The organism is Kordiimonas gwangyangensis DSM 19435 = JCM 12864 (assembly GCF_000375545.1).
Lineage (GTDB): Bacteria > Pseudomonadota > Alphaproteobacteria > Sphingomonadales > Kordiimonadaceae > Kordiimonas > Kordiimonas gwangyangensis.
In genome coordinates this window covers 207404-226636 of record NZ_AQXF01000004.1, presented here as the reverse complement: position 1 = coordinate 226636, position 19233 = coordinate 207404, and the positions used below count along the sequence as shown (strand labels likewise).

The following is a 19233-nucleotide window of genomic DNA, read 5'->3' as shown; positions in this document are numbered from 1 at the left end:
CACGTGGATAGCCTTGCCCGGAGGTGGCGTTCTCTATCCCACAGGGGAACGTCACCTCCACCCCGACAGGAAGATAAACATGAAAAAAGCACTGAAAATCGTTTGCTGGACAGTTGGCGCTGTCATCACCACCCCTATTTTGCTTGGCGCAGCCCTCAAACTGACCGCACCCGACATTCCGCCGCCCGGCGAGATGATCGACGTTGGCGGCTACAGCCTGCACATCCATTGCACAGGTGCGGACAAGGGTCTTCCCACCGCTGTTATAGAGACCGGATCAGGCGAGGCCTCGCCGCTTTTCCATTGGATACAGGCTGGCCTTGAAGGTACCACCCGCGTCTGCTCCTACGACCGTCCCGGCATCGGCTGGAGCGAAGAAAGCGGCCTACCGCGCGACGCCAAACACATCAACGAAGCGCTGCACACGCTCATTGAGAAGGCAGGGGTGGAGAAACCCTTCGTCTTTGTCGGCCATTCCATCGCCGGGCTTTATAACCGCGACTATATCGAACGCTATCCGGGCGATGTCAGCGGCCTTGTGCTGCTGGACCCCAGCCACCCGCGACAGGGCGAAGCCATGGGCATCGACAACGCCAAGTTCCTGCCGGGCCTTGAGGCGCAACTCAAACCCCTACGCCTGTTGATCGCGACCGGCTACGTGGAACTTTTCAACCCGCTTGAACAGGGTGTCGAACACACGCCCATCGCCGAATACCCGCAGGAAATTCAGGATCAGCTGACTTACCTTGGCAAGCGGGGCGAAACCTACACCGCTTTCCTCGCCGAATTTCGCGATTTTGAGCTGGCAGCCAAACAGGCCGACGCCAACAAAACCTTGGACGACATGCCTTTCACCATCATCAGCGCGGGTGAGCCGCAGTCCGGCGAAGGCTGGCCCGAGGAGATCAACCCCGAACGCATCACCCGCATCCTCAAGGACCTGCATACCGAGATGGAAACCCTGTCCACAAACAGCAAGCGGGCGACCATTCCGGGTGCCGACCACATGAGCCTGATTATAGAACGCAAATATGCCGAAGCCACCTTGCCCCATATCCGGGACGTGATCCTGCAGGCAGCCGCGAGGAGCCAAAAAAATGACTAGATTTAACACCCTTCGCAGGCTGCGCCGGATCGCGGCCTTTTCACTTTTCTGTCTCGGTACCTCTCTCTCCGTCGCCGCGCAAACGCCGGACGTGAACAATGCCGCCACCGTTGAGGCATTTGTTGACGGGGTGGTCAAACCCACCATGGCCGCCAACCACAGCCCGTCGGGCGTTGTGGCACTGATGAAAGATGGCGAGATGATCTTTGCCAAAGGGTACGGCTATCAGGATGTGGATAAACGTATTCCGATGGACGCGGAGACCAGCCTTGTGCGGCCGGGTTCCATCTCCAAACTGTTCACATGGGTCGCGGTGATGCAGCTTGTCGAACAAGGCAAGCTTGACCTTGATGCGGATGTGAACAGCTATCTCACGTCCTTCAAGGTCAAGGAGACATGGCCGGGCCAGCCTGTGACGCTGCGGCATATCATGACGCACACCGCGGGTTTTGAGGCTGGCGGCCTTGGCTATCTGATCATGAATGACGCCAGCCGCATCATACCGCTTGCCGAAGCGCTTGAGAAATACCAGCCCGCGCGCATCAACCCGCCCGGCGTGCACACCGGCTACTCGAACTGGGGTTCCGCGCTTGCTGGCCTGATTGTGCAGAATGTCTCCGGCATGGACTATAACGACTATATCGAGACGCATATCTTTGATGTGCTCGGCATGAAAAACGCCACCTTCCGCGAACCGCTGCCGGAACAATACCAACCACACATGGCCAAGGCCTACGGCTATGCCGCTGGCGCCTACCATGAACAGAATTACGAAATCATCTCCAACTTCGGCCCTGCCGGCTCGCTGGCTGCGACAGCCTATGACATGTCGCTCTTTGCCCGTGCGCTATTGAATGGTGGCAGCTTAGACGGCAAACGCATCCTGAAACCTGAGACCATGCAGCAGATCCTTGATGAAGGCTTTTCGCACGACCCTCGGGTTCGCGGCACCGGGCTTGGTTTCCTCAAGCGCCGCTACGGCCCTGATGATCTGGAAAACTTCGGCCACGATGGCGGCACGACCATTTTCCTCTCGCACTTCGGGCTATCGCTGAAGGAAGAGATGATGCTGTTCTCCTCCTTCTCGGGCCCCGGCGCGAGTGCGGTACACAAGGCCTTTGTCAAAGCCTTCTATGACGAATTTTTCCCGCGTGATATCCCGCGTCTCACACCGCCCGCCGACTTTGCTGACCGTGCCGCAAAATACGCAGGCATCTACCACAGCTGGCGCGGCAATTTCACGCTCGCGGAAAGCCTGACACGCCCGCTGGGCGGCAGCCCCGTAGCGCCGATGCCGGACGGTACGCTGTTGATCGCAGGCAAGCGTTATGTGGAGGTGGAAAAAAACCTGTTCCGCGAGGTGGACGATTATGGCCGCGTCGCCTTTCAGGAAGACGCGGATGGCAATATCACAGGTTACGTGATCGACGGCACCGGCGTGATGCAGTTCTACAAGGCGCCTATCTACGAGACCTGGAGCTTTATCCAGACCTATGTTGGCCTTGCGCTATTGCTATTTGTCGGTGTGATGCTGAAACTGGCGTTCCGTTTCCGTGAGTACCGCACGGAAAGGGGCCTTGAGAAAACAGCCATGCGGGCGTCGGTCCTGCTTGCGCTCATCAACCTGCTGTTCGTCATCTTCGGCTATATGGGGGTGAGTGTTGGCGAACAGGCACTGACCTATGCGCTGCCCAACACGCTCAAGATCGCGCTGGTGTTCCCACTTCTCGCGACGCTCGCCGCGCTCTATCACGCCTATGTGGCGTACCGGGTATGGCGGCTGGGCGCGTTCACAGGCGTGGCGGCGCGTATCCGCTACAGCGTGGTCACCGCCGCCGGGCTGTTCATGGTGTGGTTCTATGCCTATTGGAACCTGATCGGCTTCAACTATTACTGACCCTCGGTCAGTGGATTTGACCAGAGAAGAGCCAGGGCGTGCGAGATTTCGCCCTTTCTTCATGACGAGAAATACTGAGAGCAGATGTCAGGGTTTGTGCGATTTCGTCCCGGCCGAAAAGCAGGTTTTCCCTGACATCATCCCTCACCTCAAATGCCAGTCTGCTACGGTCCGGCCGCTCGATATACCTGCGTTCCAGATCTACGTTGATTTCGTGCTTTTCTCGTGCGGCGGTCTCAAGCGTGTCTATTTCGGAAGCTGGAAGTGAGATAGTCAGGATGCCGTTCTTGTGGCAGTTGCCTTGAAAAATTTCTGCGAAACTTTCGGCAATTATGCAGCGGAAGCCGTAACCGGCGATCGCCCACACCGCGTGCTCTCGGCTCGAGCCACAGCCAAAATTCATCCCGGCCAGCAAAATCTGACTGCCCGAAAAACGGGGATCATCAAAAACCCTGGCTTCTTTAATAGCCCCGTCGGCACCCTCGCGGATATCCCGAAATACATTTGAGCCCAGGCCTTCCTTCGTGATGCTTTTCATAAAGCGCGCGGGGATGATCATGTCTGTATCGACATTGGCCCGGCGGAAAGGCGTTGGCACTGAACGGACGGCGTGAAAAGGCTGCATCGGCGCGGCTCATGAGCGCAGAAAATCAAGGAGCACGCTGTTATAGCGCTCCGGCACCGAGACATTGCACATGTGCCCCGCACCGGGAATGAAGCATGCATGACCGTTCGGCACCGAGGAAGCAAAGCTCGTCGCCACTGTTTTCAGCCAGCTTGTGTCATGTTCGCCAGTCACATAGAGGGAGGGCATATGAAGGGCAGAAAGCCCCTCAAATACATTCAGTGCGTAGCTATCGGGCACCCCTTCGAGCAGATCGCGCCCGGCGTAACCGGTCACGAGTTGCGCTATGACATCCGGCGCGACGGAGCGGTCGTATCTCAGCAGGTCATGGTTCAACCACGCATCCTGAAAGGCTGACACATGACCATCCTTTAGAAGCTCGCGGAACATTGCGACAGGAACTGCCTCGGTCGCTGGTGGCAGGGTGGGGAAGCCGTCAATCGGCGCACCTTGCAGCACCAGATGGGTCAGACGTCCAGGGTTAGCCAGCGCGTAGCGGAGAGCCACCCTGCCGCCCTGAGACATACCAACAAGCGCGACACGGTCGAGCCCCATCGCATCCAGCACACGGGAAATATCGTCCAGCTCCCGCCCAAGATCCGGAGGGGCGGAGGAGGCACCAAAACCGCGCCGGTCGAATGTGATTAGTTGGTATCCAGCCTTGGCAAGCGCATATTGCGGTCGCCACATACGCTGATCGAGCGCCCAACCATGCAGAAACACGACCGCCGGCCCTTCACCGAGAGTGCGAAGAGACAACGTGCCGCCAGCTACATCGATGTCGCGCCCTTCCGCCTGCACCAGTTAGCGGACCTCATTATTGGAGGTATGATCACCCCCAAGCCAGCGCTTGAGGTCTTCCCGCGCCTTGGCGCGGCGTTCCGCCTTCAGGCCGTCCGCTTCGGGGGCATCGGTCGTGAACTCAAGCAGCATCCTGTTCGGGTCCCGCACATAGACAGATTTGCAGTAGCCGTGGTCCAGTATGTAGGTGTCAGGCTCCTCAATGCCAGCCTTGGCAATACGCTCGATAATGCCCGCTTGGGTTTCTTCGTCTACATTCAGTGCGATATGAATGAAGGGGGATTCCGGTTGCTCGGGGCCAAAGAGCGCATGGTCTTCTTCGTTCGCGAACTGGAAAAACGCCAGCGCGCTGCCGTCCGCCATTTCAAAGAAGCAGTGCGCAAAAATACGCTCGGAACCGAACAGTTCCTCTTTTTCACACCATGTCGCGACGAGCGGAATGCCAATCACGTCTTCATAGAACTGGCGCGTGGCCTCAAGGTCCTTTGTCACATAGGCGGTGTGATGCAGCCGGGTGGGCATCTTTTTGTTGGCGTTCATCAGTCCTCTCCCCTCTCGTCAGGCTGCCAGCTTGGCAGCGATTTCTGCGACATATTTGCCCTGGTACCGGGCACCAGCCAGTTCGTTCTCGCTCGGCATGCGCGACCCGTCCGCGCCGGCGATTGTCGACGCACCATAAGGGGTGCCGCCAGATATCTCTGTCATGATGGCATTGCCTTCGAACGAATAGGGTAGACCTGCGACCACCATACCATGGTGAAAGAGCGTCGTCTGGAAAGAAGTGATGGTGGTCTCCTGCCCGCCGTGCTGGCTTGCCGTGGACGTGAACACGCTGCCCACCTTGCCCACAAGCGCCCCCTTCATCCAGAGGCCGCCCGTCTGGTCAAGGAAGTTGCGCATCTGTGCCGCCATATTGCCAAAACGCGTTGGAGTGCCAAAGATGATGCCGTCATAGTCACTCAGCTCATTGGGGTCCGCGATCGGGTGCGACGGTTCGGTTTTCATGCCGCTAGCCTTCAGCACCTCTTCCGGCACAAGTTCAGGCACGGTTTTGATGGTGACACTCACTCCGTCAACCGCACCGGCCCCTTCGGCCACCGCTTTTGCCATCACTTCCGTATGCCCATAGCCGGAATAATATAGCACCAGTATCTTTGTCATCCTTGGCTCCTGCTCGATCAGAATCGTTTGGAAATATCAAGCCCGTAGCGGCGCGGCTTGGCCTTGAAAACAAAGCCGCCCGGCGAGAATTCCGCATTGTATTTTTCGTTGAAAAGGTTGCGTGACCATGCGGTCACTGCCCAGCCGTCACCCCATTCGACACTGATACGCGCGTCAAAGAGGTCAACCGGGTTACGAACGGTGGAGTTCGGCAGGTCCCACCACGTTTTGCCGATACGCTGGTAATCCGCGCGGGTGACAAGAGTGACACCGTCGGCAATCTCCGTGCTGTACTGCACACCCATATTCAGCGTCATCTCGGACACACCGGGCAGCTTGTTGCCGATCACTGAACTATCCTGGAATTCCTTGATCTCGCTGTCGGTGTAGCCAAAGCCCAGATTGAAATCGAGGCCGGGTGCGGCGCGGTAGCTTGCGTCAAGTTCGAGCCCTTTCAGGCGGCCTTCCGGCACTGTGCCCAGGTTCTGGGTCGAGTTGGCGGCAAGGAAGACGAAGAAATAGCTGTTTTCCGACTTGGTGGTGAAGACGTTACCGTTCAGCGTCAGCCTGCTATCCAGCAGTTCACTTTTAAAACCAAGCTCGAACGTTGTCGCCACTTCGGCTTCAAAAATGTCATTCACGCCAACAATGCCATTCGCCACAGCGATGGCGCCAACACCAGACTGGTTGAATCCGCCACTGCGGAAACCGGTGCTGTAGCCACCATAGAAGGTAAGGTCATCGTTCACGAGATAACGCAGAGTAAACTTTGGCTGCCACTCGCTGAAGGTAACCGTGCGCACCTCCCCGCTCACCGCCCCCGGAATACCTTCCACGTTGGGGAGATATTCTGTCGGCGTCAGCGTGGTTTGCTCACGTTCGTCCTCGTCGTACCGGATCGAGGCGTTGAGCTCCAGCTTGTCGGTCAGGTCATAGGTCGCATCGGCATAAACCGCCCACGCAAAATTGTCCTGCTCGTCCGCGAGGAAGGTGGCCTGGGGGTTATTCGGGTTGGTGCTGGGTTCACGGTAAACCGGTGTGACACCCTGCCCGAGATCAACAAGGTTACCGGTTGAGATGTAGCGTTTGGTGCCAATCATATAGCCGCCGACCATCCAGCGCAGCGGACCGTCGCTATCCGAGGCGAAGCGCAAATCCTGACTCCAGCTTTCCACATCAAGGAACTGGCTCTGGTTCAGGTCAACACCGAGAATCTGGTAAAAGAGCGACTCCTCGATGGGGAGGAAGTCAAAGGCGTCGCCGGTGAGGATTTCCTCAAGCGTGTCAAACGATGTCGTCGACGTGATGGTACCACCGCCAACGTCATAGTTTATCTGCATCGAGACCGAGTTCATGTCGCGGTCGTTTTGGCCCGCGTTGTTCACCCGCACTGGCAGGCTGGTGTCGTTCACGTCGGTGACGATGTTATAGTAGAATGCCTGCGTCTTGAGACGTGACATCGAGGCGCGCAGGTCAACGCTCAGCCGGTCGCTGGCGTCCCAGATCAGCCTACCGCGCAGCGACAGGTCCTGATAGGGGTCCGCTTCCTCACCGAGGAATTCGTTGTTGATGTAGCCGTCGGTATCAATGAAAGCGCCAGACAGGCGGTATTTAAGTTTGCCACTATCGCCAATCGGGCCACCGACACTACCACGGATTTTGTAGCCCGGTCCGTTGTCGATGCCGGCGGAGATGCTGCCCTCGGTCTCTTCACCCGGTTTTTTTGTGGTGATGACAATGGCACCACCAATGGCGTTGCGGCCATAGATGGCACCCTGTGGTCCCTTGAGCACTTCGATCTGCTGGATGTCAAACAGTTCCTGGTTGAACTGAGCGGGGTTCACCTGCTGTACACCATCAATCACCACCGCGACTGAGGGTTCAGAATTGCGGTTTTGAGTGATGCCGCGCAGAACGACAAAGGCATTGCCCGCGTTCTGGGTCTCAATGAGGGTCAGGTTTGTCGTCAGCGCGACAAAGTCGGCCGGGCGCTCAATACCTGCATCCTGAATTTTCTGGGATGTAAAGGCCGTGATGGCGGCCGGTGCTTCCTGCAGACTTTCAGCCTTGCGGCGTGAGGTGACGACAATCTCCTCAAGCGCAAAACCGCTCTCGTCGCTGCCTTGGTCCTGCGCGACCACAGCGGGCGACATCATCATTGCAGCAATTATAGACGTTCCGCCCAAAAGCGAGCGCTTCACTTCCCTCGTATTCATGACCTTCTCCCAAAGGTGCACACCTCAAGAACTCAGAACACAGTTGTGCGAATTTTCACTTCCCTGATCCGCTGTGTAATTTATTCGATTATCGAAGTCAAGTTCGTTAATCGAATTTTGTGACTTCATGCACCTGGCCCGTCGTAATCAATCGCCTCAGCAGCCGCGCCAGACATGATGAAACCGATGCCGCGCTCGCTTTCTTCCTGCAGGTGGCCGATAAGGCTGGCGGTGCGCGCGAGAAGCGAAATGCCCTTGAGCGCTGCGAGCGGGAAACCAACATCAAGCATCACGGTCGGAATGGCGCCGTTCACATTGACGGGCAACTCGCGGCCCAGCACCTTGGGGATCGCAGCCTTCACCGCACGCAGCATGGTGATATGCTCCCCCACAACGCCCTTTTCTTCCGCCATGGAAAACAGGAGGTTGGCACGAGGGTCCCCTTCGCTATGAAGCGGGTGACCAAAGCCCGGTATTGGCTTTTTTTCAACCCGAAGGGACTGCACACCCTTGAGGGCCTCCCCTTCAATGTCGCCTGATTCCCGCGCCTTAGCACACAGATCCGCAATGAAACGGCCGCAGACTTCCGCGCTTCCCAGCACCACCGTGCCACAGCCAAGAAGGCCTGCCGCCACCGCGCCCTGAAACGCCTCGGGCGCTGCAGCGTAAGTCATTCTTGCAGCCACTACGCTCGGCACAAGCCCATGTTCCGCGATAGCAGCCAGCACCGCATTGGCGAAATATACCTGGGTTTCAGAGGGCTCCTGGCCCGTCACGAGGAACCAGAAATAGGAGGTGAAATCGACCTTACCCATGATATCGCCGCACAGGTCCTTTCCCCGCACAGTGATGGTCTCATGGGTGGATGTCGAAATAGCGCTGAAGGGCGCGTCAGTCTTTCCTATACGCATTGCTGTACCTCAATTTTTGAGAATGAATTGAGACAAAAGCTATAAGACGGCTGATCTTGTGTCAAAGTTTTTTCGATATACGTACTTGTTTTCGATTATCGAATATCGTATAGGAAGCAACAAGAAGGCGTGCTTGCAACGCGCAGACTAACGACCGGCAAGAAGGGTGATCTCATATGATTAAGGTCTTGAATGGCGTGAAGGTTCTGGACATGGGAACCTTTATTACGGGTCCTGCTGCAGGCATGTTTCTCGCGGACCTCGGTGCCGAAGTGATCAAGATTGAGAACCCGAACGGCGGCGACCCCTTCCGCGCCTACAAGGGTGAACTTTATAGCCCGCACTATCAAACCTATAACCGGAACAAGAAGAGCGTCACGCTCAACACAAAGGTTGAGGAAGATCTTGAAGTCCTCGACCGGATGGTTGCGGAAGCTGATGTCTTCATTCAGAACTTCAGGCCGGGCGTGGCTGATCGCCTGCATGTGGATGCCAAGCGGCTGCAGGCCATCAACCCCAAACTGGTTTACTGTTCAATCTCCGGCTTCGGTCCAGACGGCCCTGATAAGGACCGCCCGGCGTTTGATACGGTCGCACAAGCGGCAACCGGCTTCCTGCGCCTACTGGTGAACCCTGAGAACCCGCGTGTTGTAGGCCCGGCCATCGCAGACGCCATCACGGGGTTTTATGCAGCTTACGGCGTCATGGGCGCACTTTTTGAACGGCACAGCACGGGCAAAGGCCGCCTTGTGGAAGTGTCGATGCTCGAGGCAATGTGCCACTTCAATCTTGACGACTTCACGCATTTCTTCTCCGCCGGTCAGGTGATGGACGCTTATAGCCGCCCCACCGTGTCACAGTCCTATGTGTTCGAGACCGCTGATGGTCGCTGGCTGGCGCTTCACATGTCGTCCCCTGTCAAATTCTGGGAAAACCTTGCTGAGGCCGTAGGCCGACCAGACATGCTCAAAGACCCGCGCTTTGGCGAACGCATGGCCCGCATCAAGCACTATGAGGATATCATCGCTTACCTGAAGCCGATTTTCCTTTCGAAGTCGCTTGATGAATGGTGCGCCATTCTGGCGGAGGGTGAGGTGCCGCATTCACCTGTCTACACATCCGAGCAGGTGACCGAGACACCGCAGTTCAAACATATGGGCCTGTTGCTTGAGACCGAACACGCTGAAAAAGGCCGTTTCCGCACCATCCGCAGCCCGATTTCCTATGACGGCGAACGGGCGACTGAAGTAGCCGCTCCCCCGACCCTTGGCGAGCATGACGCATCCATAAAAGCGCTTTACAAAACCACTGGGTCCGCTAACTAATCAGGAGCGAGCAAAAAGGGAGCAACCTCAGTGGACGATACTTCAAGAGCCGAGAAAAACCCTGAGTTTCTCTCTACACTTGAGCGTGGACTGAGAGTCCTGAAAGCCTTTGACGCAGACGCCCCCGAGATGCAGTTGAGCGAAGTAGCGGTCAAGACCGGCCTCAGCCCCGCGGTTGCAAGGCGCTGCCTGAACACGCTTGTCGAACTTGGCTATATGGGCCGCGCGGGCAGGAAGTTCCTCCTGAAACCCAAGACACTTGAATTCGGCTGGGCTTTCCTGAGTTCGATGAACATTGAAGAAATTGTGCTGCCGTTCCTGCAGACCATTCGCGATGAAACGGGTGACAGTTCCTCACTCGCGATCCTGTCTGGTTCCGACATCCTGTATCTCGCGCATGTATCAACCAACCGGAAAATCCGCCTTGGTGCAAGTGTGGGCACCCGCTTTCCGGCCTATGCAACATCGCTTGGCCGCGTACTGCTCTCCTACCAGCCGGACAGCGTGATTGACGACTATCTGGCCTCCACCAAGTTCCAGAAATTCACCGAACACACAATTACCGGCAAGACCGAGCTTATTAAGCGGCTGCAGCAGGTGCGCATGCGTGGCTATGACAGCGCGCAGGACGAACTGGATTACGGCATTGTATCGGTCTCCGTGCCGATCTCGGACCCCAATCGCAACATCGTCGCGGCCATCAACTGCTCCACGTCCACAACGCGGATCAAGCAGGAAGAGTTGATCCAGTCGCGACTACCGCTCCTCCAGAACGCAGCTCTTGAGATCGAAGCCTCGCTCAAGAAATGGCCTGCCCTCGTTCACGCCCTGAACGGATAGCCAAGCCTTCCTCGGTTTAAAGGTCCACCCCTGCCCGCTTCGCGTATGAAAGCGGGTTAGGAGATGGCTTTGATGAAACCGCGCAATCTATTGGTGATATTTGGCGACCAGCTCAGCATGGATATGGCCTCACTGAAGGCGGCTGATCCCGCGCAGGACCATGTGTTGATGGTTGAGGTGGCTGCTGAAGCCGAGACCGTCAATCATCACAAACAGAAGCTGGTGTTCTTCTTCGCCGCCATGCGTCACTTCCGCGATGAGCTTCGAGCAGCGGGGTGGTCGGTTGACTATGTGACCCTTGATGCTCCAGAGAACACGGGCACATTCGAGGGCGAAATCGCCCGCGCGGTCGAGCGCCTGTCACCCGATAGGCTTGTGTTCACAGCGCCCAGCGAATGGCGGGTGGAGCGTATGGTCGGTACACTCGAGAACGCACTTGATATACCAGTTAAGACCCTTGAAGACACACGCTTCCTGTGCGGCCGCAACGAGTTTGCCGCGTGGGCCGAAGGGCGACGCGGGCTGCGCATGGAATATTTCTACCGCGAGATGCGGCGCAAGACCGGCCTGTTGATGAACGACGACAAGCCCGAGGGCGGGCGCTGGAACTTCGATGCAGAGAACCGCAAACCTGCGGGCACTGACCTTTTCATGCCGCGCCCACCGCGTATCAAACCCGACCAGACAACCGCAGATGTCATTACCATGGTGGGCGAAACGTTTGATACGCACTGTGGCAAGCTCAAAGGCTTCGGCTATGCAGTGACACGGGCGGACGCAGAAAAATGCCTCGACTATTTCATCAGCCACGCCCTGCCGCTTTTTGGCGACTATCAGGACGCCATGCTGACGGGTGAGCCCTACCTCTACCACTCCGTGCTGTCGCCCTACATCAATGTGGGCCTTCTTGATCCGCTTGACGTGTGCCGCCGCGCGGAAGAAGCATACAAGAAAGGACGTGCGCCCCTTAACGCTGTGGAGGGTTTTATCCGCCAGATCATCGGCTGGCGCGAATATGTGCGCGGCATCTACTGGCTTAAAATGCCGGATTATGTGGACGCAAATCACCTCGAGGCCAAGCGCCCCCTGCCCGACTTTTACTGGACAGCCGAGACAGAGATGGCGTGCCTCAAAGCCGCCATCGGCCAGACAATGGAGCTGGCTTATGCCCACCATATCCAACGCCTCATGATCACCGGCAACTTCGCTCTGCTTGCGGGCATCAACCCCAAAGAGGTCCACGAATGGTACCTCGGCGTTTATGTAGATGCGCTTGAGTGGGTTGAGTTGCCCAACACGCTTGGCATGAGCCAGTTTGCCGACGGCGGCCTCCTGGGCTCAAAACCCTATGCGGCGAGCGCGAATTACATCAACAAGATGTCGGACTATTGCAGTGGCTGCCGTTTCCGCGCCGACCGCAAGGTGGGCGAGGACGCCTGCCCGTTCAACGCGCTTTACTGGCATTTCCTTGACCGGAACCGCGACCGGATTGGTAGCAACGCACGGCTACGGAACACCTACTCCACCTGGGACCGCATGCATGCGGATACCCGGGCCGACTATCTGGCTGCGGCAGAGAGATTCCTCGCTTCCCTGTAAAGCGCTGGCAGACAATCGCATGATCTACACCCGCTCGATTTCCGTAGATCTAAGGTAAGGAGTACCAGATGGAACCCAGCGCAGAAAACAGTGCCGCGATCGTGATTGGCGCCACCGGCGGCATCGGCGCAGCATTGTGCGACGAGCTTGAAGCTGGCGGGCAATACGCCCGGGTTTACCGGTTCAGCCGGCAGGGCGGCGCCACACCGCTTGATGTTTGTGATGAAGCCAGCATCCGCGCCGCCGCCGACAAAGTGAAAGCAGGTGGCATGACCCCAAAGCTGATCATTGTCGCAACCGGCAAGCTGCATGGCGACGGCATGATGCCGGAGAAAAGCCTGTCGGCGCTCGACGCCGACGCCATGCTGGAAAGCTTCAAGGTCAACACCATCGGCCCCGCGCTTGTGCTGAAACACTTCCTGCCACTGCTATCAAAACGTGAACGCGCTGTCGTTGCCATCCTCTCCGCCCGTGTGGGCAGCATTGGCGATAACCGACTGGGCGGCTGGTATTCCTACCGCGCATCAAAAGCCGCGGTAAATCAGGTCGTCAGGACCGCATCGACGGAGCTCGCGCGCCGCGCAAAGGACGCCATCTGCGTGGCCCTGCACCCCGGCACGGTGGACACAGGGCTGACGCGCCCGTTCGCAAAATCGGGCCTTGAGGTGCAGGCACCTGACCTGGCTGCCCGCAGGCTACTGGATGTCATCGCCGCACTGAAACCAGCAGACAGCGGCAACTTTTTCGACCACAAGGGAGAGAGGATCATATGGTGAGAGGGATCAAACTTTATACCGGTGCCGCGCTGCTTCTGGTGGCGAACACAAGTGCCGCGACCGCAGCCGATGCCGTCAACAGCTATGAGGTGCTGAGGAACGGCAAAGAGATCGGCACCCATGACATCAGTTTCCACCGTGAGGGCGAGACCCTCACGGTAGTGTCTGAAACGCGGATGAAAGTGAAATTCCTTTTCATCACGGCATACAAATACCATTACCGGTCCACCGAGCTATGGTCTGAGGCAGGGCTTGAGAGCGTTGTCACGAAAGTGGACGACAACGGCAAAGTGTCAGAGACCGAGATCCGCCGTGAGGGTGATATCTATCTCGCGGAGGACAGCAGTGGACAAGTGCTATCCGTTGACCCGGGCTTCATGACCACAAACCACTGGAACGCGGATGTACTGGGTGTGGACACGCTTTTCAACACCATCACCGGTCGCCTGAACGAGGTCCGTATCGGCCAAGCGGAGAACAGGGAAAGCACCATTGCGGACGGCGAAACCTATGCCGTGCGTGGCGAACTTGAGATCGATACTTCCTATGACCAAAAAGGAAACTGGCTGGGCATGAGCTTCCGCCACACCGACGGAAGCCTTATCGAGTTTCGCTGCACCACCTGCACCAACACCATTGATTTGGCGCTTTAAGCGCGATCAGGAAGCGAGGCGGGCTGGCTCACCATCCGCCGCCTCCACCGCTGCCTGCTTGCGGAATGACAGGAATACGGTGCCAATCTTGATGCCCCAGCGGTAAACCGTTGCCTTGTTGAGAAGCACGCCATTCGGCTGCAGCACCATCCAGTCATCGAACTTCACCTTCCACACGTCGTCCCCCACATTGAGGCGGAACTTGTAGGTCCAGTGAAAACTGTTGCCGGAGGCGGTGCCCAAGGCTTCCCCAATGGCATTTTCCGTTGTCCCGCTATAACTGTTCGGGCCTGTTTTCTCGATCACCCAGCGCCTGAACTCGGTGCTCTGGTCCGAATAGACGAAATTTTCATCAAGCGTGAGGGTCTTGCCATCGAAAGTGCCGGTGATATCCACCGTGAACTGGGTCCTGATGTTGCCGAACCGGTCTTCAAACAGGCCAGTGGCAACAAGGTTGCCGCTGAAATAGTCCTCCAGCACCAGTTTTGGGGTTTGGTTCTCGAAATCTTTTTCCGTCATGGTCATACCACATGCGCTAAGGGTCAACAGGGTTAGGATCAACATAATCGGCTTGCATCGCATCCTGGCCTCCTCAATCAGATCATGGTTCTCTATACGCATTCGCGCCGTCGCCGGTTTGCGTGAGTGTGCCGGATTTCCGCCACAAATCGGCGGTTGCCACCACTTTGATGAGCGCGGGCAGAAGGGCATAGACCACTGCGACTGCAAAAGCACTGGCGCCTTCACCCAATAGTCCTTCAAAAAGCGCCAGGAGGCCGAACGACAGCAGGATCGCGAGCGCGAAGGCAAGCTTGGCAAGCATGCCCCAAATGGCGAAGTGAATAGCAGCGAGACCAGCCTGCCCCGCCTTTTTCCGCGCGCGGATGATATCGGCAAGGATTGCGGGGCCGAGCACCAGCTCGGCACCGAGGCCAGCACCACTCAGCACACAGACGATGAGGAAGAGGTCGGTGTCGCCGGGCCCAAGGAACACGGCGGTTGGGAACACAAGGCATACTGTCGCCATGCCGGCCGCCATCAGGCGCTTCTTGTTCCTGCCCCTTGAGGCGCGTGCCCAGAGCGGGATGGCCAGCACCGCGGTCATGAAATAGAGGAGGACCGCGAGATTTTCTTCCCCACCTGAGCCTTCCAACACCTGCTGGACGTATAGAGGGAACAAGGCCGCCGGTATGGCACTTGCGGTTGCGGTCAGGAACCACACCCGGCTCAGGGACGACACTTCGGCAGTGCGAAAGACTTGCCAGAGGTCCGCAAACCGGCTTCGCGGTCTGACAGCGTCCGACGCCGCGGTATGGGGCAACAGGAAAAGCGCGAGAACAAGCGTTACAACACCAATCGGTAGCAGAAAATTTGGGATGGACGGCAAGAGCGGTCCATCCCAAAACATGGGCAAGCTGAGCGCTGCAAGCATACCGAGGAGCGAACATCCCTCGCGCGCGGCGGTATAGGTGGCGACCTCACCATCGTCTTCCGCGAGTTCGCTGCCCCAGGCCTGATAGGGCACCATTACCATGGTCCAGCCAATATAAAGAATGGCGGACCAGAGCCCAAGGTAAAGCGCTGATGGCTGCGCCGGGGGACGGCAAAGGAACACGAGCGCTATGGCTGCAATCACTGCCCCTGCTACTATCCAGCCCTTGCGGTGCCACCAGGCGTTCCCTGTGTCGTCACTCCACATGCCGACAAGCGGGTCGCTGATCATGTCCACAAGGCGCGACAGGAACAGCGCGATGGCGACAACAAGAAAACCAAGCGCCATGTCAGTCGCATAGAAGCTCGGCAGATAGACCGCAAACGGCACCAGGGGGAATGCGAAACACGCAGCTGGCAAACCATAGATGATATGCCGCGCGCCGAGTTTGCGCCTGTTACCTGTCGTGGCCAAGGACATAATGGCTGACGTCGATTGTTTGCTCGCGGAATCCTGCCTCGCAATAGGCAAGGTAGAACTGCCACATGCGGATGAAGCGCTCATCAAAGCCCTGATCCCGCACGTCACCTAGCACCGCATTGAAACTCTGGTGCCAGCGTTTGAGCGTCTCGGCATAATCGAGGCCAAAATCAAGCTGGTCAGCGAGGGTAAGCCCGGCCGCGCTGAAGCGCGCTTTCAGCACTTCGTCAGACGGCAGCATGCCGCCGGGGAAGATATATTTCTGGATAAAATCAACACCGCGACGGTAGCCCTCAAAACGCTGGTCATCAATGCGGATCACCTGAATGCCGATGCGCCCAGCCGGCTTGAGCCGTGCCTTCAGTGTGCCGAAATACGTGGGCCAGAACTGTTCACCAACCGCTTCGAGCATCTCGATCGAGACGATATGGTCGAACTCGCCTTCTATGTCGCGGTAGTCACAGAGGCGCAGGTCGGCCCTGTCCCGCCCCGGTGTTGCCGCGAGGCGCGCCTGCGCGTAAGCAAGTTGCTCCTGCGACAGGGTGACGCCCGTCACGCGCGCGCCGAGCACATTGACCGCATAGTCGGCAAAGCCGCCCCAGCCGCAGCCCACTTCAAGCACATGATCGCCCGCCTTGATGCCCACCGCTTCAGCCAGCCGGGCATATTTGCGTGCCTGTGCTGCTTCAAGATCAGTCGTCCCCTGGTCGAACAGCGCGGCGGAATAGGTCATGCTCGCATCAAGCCATAGCCGGTAAAAGTCGTTACCCAGATCATAGTGATAGGCGATGTTGCGACGACTGCCTTTACGCGTATTCCGGTTGAAGAAATGGCCGATACGGTCAATCAGCTTGAAGGCGCCAAGCTTGGGTAACTTGCTCTCGAGCCGGTCCATATTGGCGGCAAGAAGCTGCAGCAGTGCGGTCAGGTCGGGGCTATGCCAGTCCCCGTCCATGAAACTTTCGCCAAGACCAATGGCGCCGCCGCGCAAAGTGCGCGCAACCGCCGACCACCGCTTGATATGCATGGTGGCCTGAAAACGCGTTGGGTCCTGCCTGCCGATAAAGGTCCGCACATGGCCCGACGGAAAGGAGACACAGAGCGTACCCTCCGAAAGGTGGCCGAGCACACTGGCGAAAACTTTTTCGCGCAGGCTGACACGCGCAGGCGCATCGGGGCTGGTAAAGCTGCCGTCCATTTTATCCTCTTTTCGTATTGCGTACGTCCGCGCGCGCAAGCTCAGTGCGCTGGTCGGACTGGGGTGGCTTGGAGAAAACTTTCAGCCGCTTCAGGAAAAGCCGAAGAGCTTCATAATGTATGGCGGCGGTAACCTTGAAGGTAACGAGCGGGATACTGGCAAAAACTTTCATGAGCGCGGACGATGTGAGCGGTCGCCGCTTCGCCTTCAGGCACGCCGTCAGGTCATGTTTGCCGTCCGCACCAAAGTAGCGGATAGCGAGGGCAAACTGCTCCTCAGGCTGGCGCAGGCTGAACCTGTAGTGCCCTTCAACCGGATAGAAGGGCGAAACATGGAAGGTTTTCCGTGCCTCATGCATGGGCACGGCGTCCATCTCCATCCCCGGCTCGAAGACATAACAGTGCGCCTCACCGAAGGTATTGTGCACTTCATAGATGGTGGCGGTCAGCGCACCATTCGTATCATAACAAAAGTAGACGGTGATCGGGTTAAAGGCATAGCCAAACAGCCGCGGCATGGTGAGCATCATGATGCGCGCGGGACCGACAGGCCAGGTCAACAGGCTTTCCACATGGTGCCGGAGCGGCGTGCCATCGCGCGGGCCAAAATCCTTCTCATAGACGGAAAAAAGATTGGCCCGGTTGAGGGAAAGGCACCACGGAAGCTTGGGTTTTTCAGCTCTAAAATCGTCAACGTCTAATAGAAGGTAATAAGCTGGGTAGCGGAAAGCATGCACCTTGGGCCGTGTCCGCTTGTGCCAGACATTACCGGTATAGAGCGCTGGGTTGAGGCGCACCGTCATGCAGGGACCTCGCTTTTTGCCAGCAGCTCGTCGGGTAGTCCAATCCGCGCGTTTTGGCCACCAAGCGACCATGGCCGCGGCACACCGCCCAGCATTTCCGCGACGGCGAGGCCAGCCTGAATGCCGTCTTCATGGAAGCCGTCACCAAGATAGGCACCGCAGAACCAGAGGCCGCCTTCGCCCTGAAGTTCCCAAAGCTTCGCGCGGGCCTCGTGGGAGGCGCGATCAAAGATCGGGTGATCATATTCATAGTGCCCCAGCACCGCGCTCTCATTGATCTCCCGGTCCGGGTTCAGGGTCACGATCACCGGTGTCTCGGTCGGCAGGTGCTGCAGGTTGTTCATCCAGTAGGAGACGGCAGGGCCGCTCATAGGGCCATCCCGGCGTTCGATATAATTCCAGCTGGCCCAGGCCGCGCGGCGGCGCGGCATGAGACCGAGGTCCGTGTGCAGCGCCACGTGGTTCCGGCTGTAACGCATCGCCGATAGGGCATCCGCCAACCGCGTGTCAGGTTCCTTCATCAGCGCAAGCGCCTGATCGGAGTGGCAGGCAAAGACCACATCGTCGAACGTATCCTGATGCCCGGACAGGGTTGTTACACGGACGATGCCTTCTTCCCGGCGGACTTCAACGACCGGGTCGCCTAACACTACCGGGCGGTCGAATGTCGCCACGAGACGCTTCACATATTCACGGCTACCGCCCATGACCGTGCGCCACGCCGGCCGGTCGGTTAATTGTGTCAGGCCATGGTTTTTGCAGAATCGCAGGAAAGATGCTGCGGGATAGTCGAGGATATCATCGCAGTTGCTCGACCAGATGGCCGCGCCCATCGGGGCAAGGTGGTCACGAATGAAGGCGCGAGAGAAGCCGTGGCGCGCCACGAGATCGCCGAGCGAGATATCAGTGCCTTCCGCTTCATCAAGGAACCTGTCGGCATGCCGGTAAAAGCGCAAAATGCCTGTCAGCATCTTCCAGAAGCGAGGCGAAAATATATTGGCCGGCTGGGCAAAAAGCCCCTTCAGGTCCCCACCCGCATATTCAAACCGCCCGTCATCAAGCGACACGGAAAAAGACATGTCTGTCTCGCGTGAGGGCACATCCAGACTATAAAAAAGCGCACAGAGATTGGGGTAATTAACCGGATTATAGACGATAAAGCCGGTGTCGACCGGGAAGGTCACACCGCCCACGCTTACATCAACAGTATTGCTGTGTCCGCCGATATAATCGTTCGCCTCAAAGACGGTGACATCCGCGCTTTTGCCTAGTAGCCATGCACAGGAGAGGCCGGAAATTCCTGAACCGATAACCGCGACTTTAGGCGAGGGTTTACCGGGAGCCTGACGTTTTAAAAGGGGGTCGAAATACACGGATGATCTCCAAAAGCGTGTAGATTTGGATACGTCGCA

The 19233-nt window shown here is 57.7% G+C and carries 18 protein-coding genes; 7 read left to right on the top strand and 11 right to left on the bottom strand.

The features are described from left to right. The first annotated feature begins 79 nt into the window (after positions 1-79). Together B150_RS22455 and B150_RS0112600 are read left to right on the top strand one after the other, a co-directional pair. Positions 80-1105: an alpha/beta hydrolase gene (locus tag B150_RS22455; protein ID WP_020400295.1), complete on the top strand. Its 1026-nt coding sequence runs from the start codon at positions 80-82 to the stop codon at positions 1103-1105. Further along, positions 1098-3002 (top strand): serine hydrolase domain-containing protein, encoded by a 1905-nt coding sequence (locus B150_RS0112600; RefSeq protein ID WP_020400294.1) that lies wholly within the window; start codon positions 1098-1100, stop codon positions 3000-3002. Before B150_RS22455 ends, B150_RS0112600 begins: the two co-directional genes overlap by 8 nt. A 7-nt stretch (positions 3003-3009) precedes the next feature. Here the strand turns inward: B150_RS0112600 and leuD are convergent, their stop codons facing one another. The 6 genes from leuD to B150_RS0112570 all read right to left on the bottom strand — a co-directional run bounded on the left by leuD (position 3010) and on the right by B150_RS0112570 (position 8716). Next, positions 3010-3627, bottom strand: coding sequence for a 3-isopropylmalate dehydratase small subunit (gene leuD, locus B150_RS0112595; protein WP_020400293.1), 618 nt, complete (start codon positions 3625-3627; stop codon positions 3010-3012). A gap of 9 nt (positions 3628-3636) precedes the next feature. Beyond that, on the bottom strand, positions 3637-4350 hold the full coding sequence (locus B150_RS22450; RefSeq protein ID WP_155860051.1) for an alpha/beta fold hydrolase: 714 nt from the start codon (positions 4348-4350) through the stop codon (positions 3637-3639). An 81-nt stretch (positions 4351-4431) separates the two neighbouring features. After that, entirely contained in the window at positions 4432-4968 is a 537-nt protein-coding gene (locus B150_RS0112585) for a VOC family protein (protein WP_020400291.1), read from the bottom strand. A gap of 18 nt (positions 4969-4986) precedes the next feature. After that, a complete protein-coding gene (wrbA, locus tag B150_RS0112580; protein ID WP_020400290.1) occupies positions 4987-5589 on the bottom strand; it encodes an NAD(P)H:quinone oxidoreductase in 603 nt (200 codons plus the stop codon). A gap of 17 nt (positions 5590-5606) precedes the next feature. Continuing rightward, on the bottom strand, positions 5607-7805 hold the full coding sequence (locus B150_RS0112575; RefSeq protein WP_026168363.1) for a TonB-dependent receptor: 2199 nt from the start codon (positions 7803-7805) through the stop codon (positions 5607-5609). Positions 7806-7930: 125 nt separating this feature from the next. Continuing rightward, the gene (locus tag B150_RS0112570) at positions 7931-8716 is read right to left on the bottom strand and encodes a citryl-CoA lyase (protein ID WP_020400288.1); all 786 of its coding nucleotides are present in this window, start codon (positions 8714-8716) and stop codon (positions 7931-7933) included. Positions 8717-8892: 176 nt separating this feature from the next. On the opposite strand from B150_RS0112570, the gene B150_RS0112565 reads away from it, so the two are divergent. From B150_RS0112565 to B150_RS0112545, 5 genes are all read left to right on the top strand, one after another. Beyond that, entirely contained in the window at positions 8893-10041 is a 1149-nt protein-coding gene (locus B150_RS0112565) for a CaiB/BaiF CoA transferase family protein (RefSeq protein WP_020400287.1), read from the top strand. Between the two features lie 30 nt (positions 10042-10071). Further along, positions 10072-10881 (top strand): IclR family transcriptional regulator domain-containing protein, encoded by an 810-nt coding sequence (locus tag B150_RS0112560; protein ID WP_025897301.1) that lies wholly within the window; start codon positions 10072-10074, stop codon positions 10879-10881. Between the two features lie 63 nt (positions 10882-10944). After that, positions 10945-12480 (top strand): cryptochrome/photolyase family protein, encoded by a 1536-nt coding sequence (locus tag B150_RS0112555; protein ID WP_020400285.1) that lies wholly within the window; start codon positions 10945-10947, stop codon positions 12478-12480. A gap of 68 nt (positions 12481-12548) precedes the next feature. Continuing rightward, on the top strand, positions 12549-13256 hold the full coding sequence (locus B150_RS0112550) for an SDR family NAD(P)-dependent oxidoreductase (RefSeq protein ID WP_020400284.1): 708 nt from the start codon (positions 12549-12551) through the stop codon (positions 13254-13256). Next, the gene (locus B150_RS0112545) at positions 13250-13909 is read left to right on the top strand and encodes a DUF6134 family protein (protein ID WP_020400283.1); all 660 of its coding nucleotides are present in this window, start codon (positions 13250-13252) and stop codon (positions 13907-13909) included. Before B150_RS0112550 ends, B150_RS0112545 begins: the two co-directional genes overlap by 7 nt. A 6-nt stretch (positions 13910-13915) precedes the next feature. On the opposite strand, the gene B150_RS20925 is transcribed toward B150_RS0112545, so the two are convergent. The 5 genes from B150_RS20925 to B150_RS0112520 are packed head-to-tail and all read right to left on the bottom strand — an operon-like array spanning position 13916 to position 19194. Then, positions 13916-14473, bottom strand: a complete 558-nt coding sequence (locus B150_RS20925; RefSeq protein ID WP_020400282.1) for a DUF3833 domain-containing protein — start codon at positions 14471-14473, stop codon at positions 13916-13918. A gap of 37 nt (positions 14474-14510) precedes the next feature. Beyond that, positions 14511-15821, bottom strand: a complete 1311-nt coding sequence (locus B150_RS0112535; protein WP_020400281.1) for an MFS transporter — start codon at positions 15819-15821, stop codon at positions 14511-14513. Further along, positions 15799-17019 carry an SAM-dependent methyltransferase gene (locus tag B150_RS0112530; protein ID WP_020400280.1) on the bottom strand — a complete coding sequence of 407 codons (1221 nt, stop codon included), beginning with the start codon at positions 17017-17019 and terminating at the stop codon, positions 15799-15801. Before B150_RS0112530 ends, B150_RS0112535 begins: the two co-directional genes overlap by 23 nt. A 1-nt stretch (position 17020) precedes the next feature. Further along, on the bottom strand, positions 17021-17821 hold the full coding sequence (locus tag B150_RS0112525) for a DUF1365 domain-containing protein (protein ID WP_020400279.1): 801 nt from the start codon (positions 17819-17821) through the stop codon (positions 17021-17023). Then, positions 17818-19194 (bottom strand): NAD(P)/FAD-dependent oxidoreductase, encoded by a 1377-nt coding sequence (locus B150_RS0112520; RefSeq protein WP_020400278.1) that lies wholly within the window; start codon positions 19192-19194, stop codon positions 17818-17820. The genes B150_RS0112525 and B150_RS0112520 overlap by 4 nt, the downstream gene beginning before the upstream one ends. Positions 19195-19233 lie beyond the last annotated feature (39 nt).

Coding starts and splice junctions, on each gene's coding strand:
- B150_RS0112555 (WP_020400285.1), top strand. CDS start 10,945: ATGGCTTTGATGAAACCGCGCAATCTATTGGTGATATTTGGCGACCAG.
- B150_RS20925 (WP_020400282.1), bottom strand. CDS start 14,473: ATGTTGATCCTAACCCTGTTGACCCTTAGCGCATGTGGTATGACCATG.
- B150_RS0112545 (WP_020400283.1), top strand. CDS start 13,250: ATGGTGAGAGGGATCAAACTTTATACCGGTGCCGCGCTGCTTCTGGTG.
- B150_RS0112565 (WP_020400287.1), top strand. CDS start 8,893: ATGATTAAGGTCTTGAATGGCGTGAAGGTTCTGGACATGGGAACCTTT.
- B150_RS0112550 (WP_020400284.1), top strand. CDS start 12,549: ATGGAACCCAGCGCAGAAAACAGTGCCGCGATCGTGATTGGCGCCACC.
- B150_RS0112575 (WP_026168363.1), bottom strand. CDS start 7,805: ATGAATACGAGGGAAGTGAAGCGCTCGCTTTTGGGCGGAACGTCTATA.
- B150_RS0112600 (WP_020400294.1), top strand. CDS start 1,098: ATGACTAGATTTAACACCCTTCGCAGGCTGCGCCGGATCGCGGCCTTT.
- B150_RS0112535 (WP_020400281.1), bottom strand. CDS start 15,821: ATGTCCTTGGCCACGACAGGTAACAGGCGCAAACTCGGCGCGCGGCAT.
- B150_RS0112530 (WP_020400280.1), bottom strand. CDS start 17,019: ATGGACGGCAGCTTTACCAGCCCCGATGCGCCTGCGCGTGTCAGCCTG.
- leuD (WP_020400293.1), bottom strand. CDS start 3,627: ATGCAGCCTTTTCACGCCGTCCGTTCAGTGCCAACGCCTTTCCGCCGG.
- wrbA (WP_020400290.1), bottom strand. CDS start 5,589: ATGACAAAGATACTGGTGCTATATTATTCCGGCTATGGGCATACGGAA.
- B150_RS0112585 (WP_020400291.1), bottom strand. CDS start 4,968: ATGAACGCCAACAAAAAGATGCCCACCCGGCTGCATCACACCGCCTAT.
- B150_RS0112525 (WP_020400279.1), bottom strand. CDS start 17,821: ATGACGGTGCGCCTCAACCCAGCGCTCTATACCGGTAATGTCTGGCAC.
- B150_RS0112570 (WP_020400288.1), bottom strand. CDS start 8,716: ATGCGTATAGGAAAGACTGACGCGCCCTTCAGCGCTATTTCGACATCC.
- B150_RS22455 (WP_020400295.1), top strand. CDS start 80: ATGAAAAAAGCACTGAAAATCGTTTGCTGGACAGTTGGCGCTGTCATC.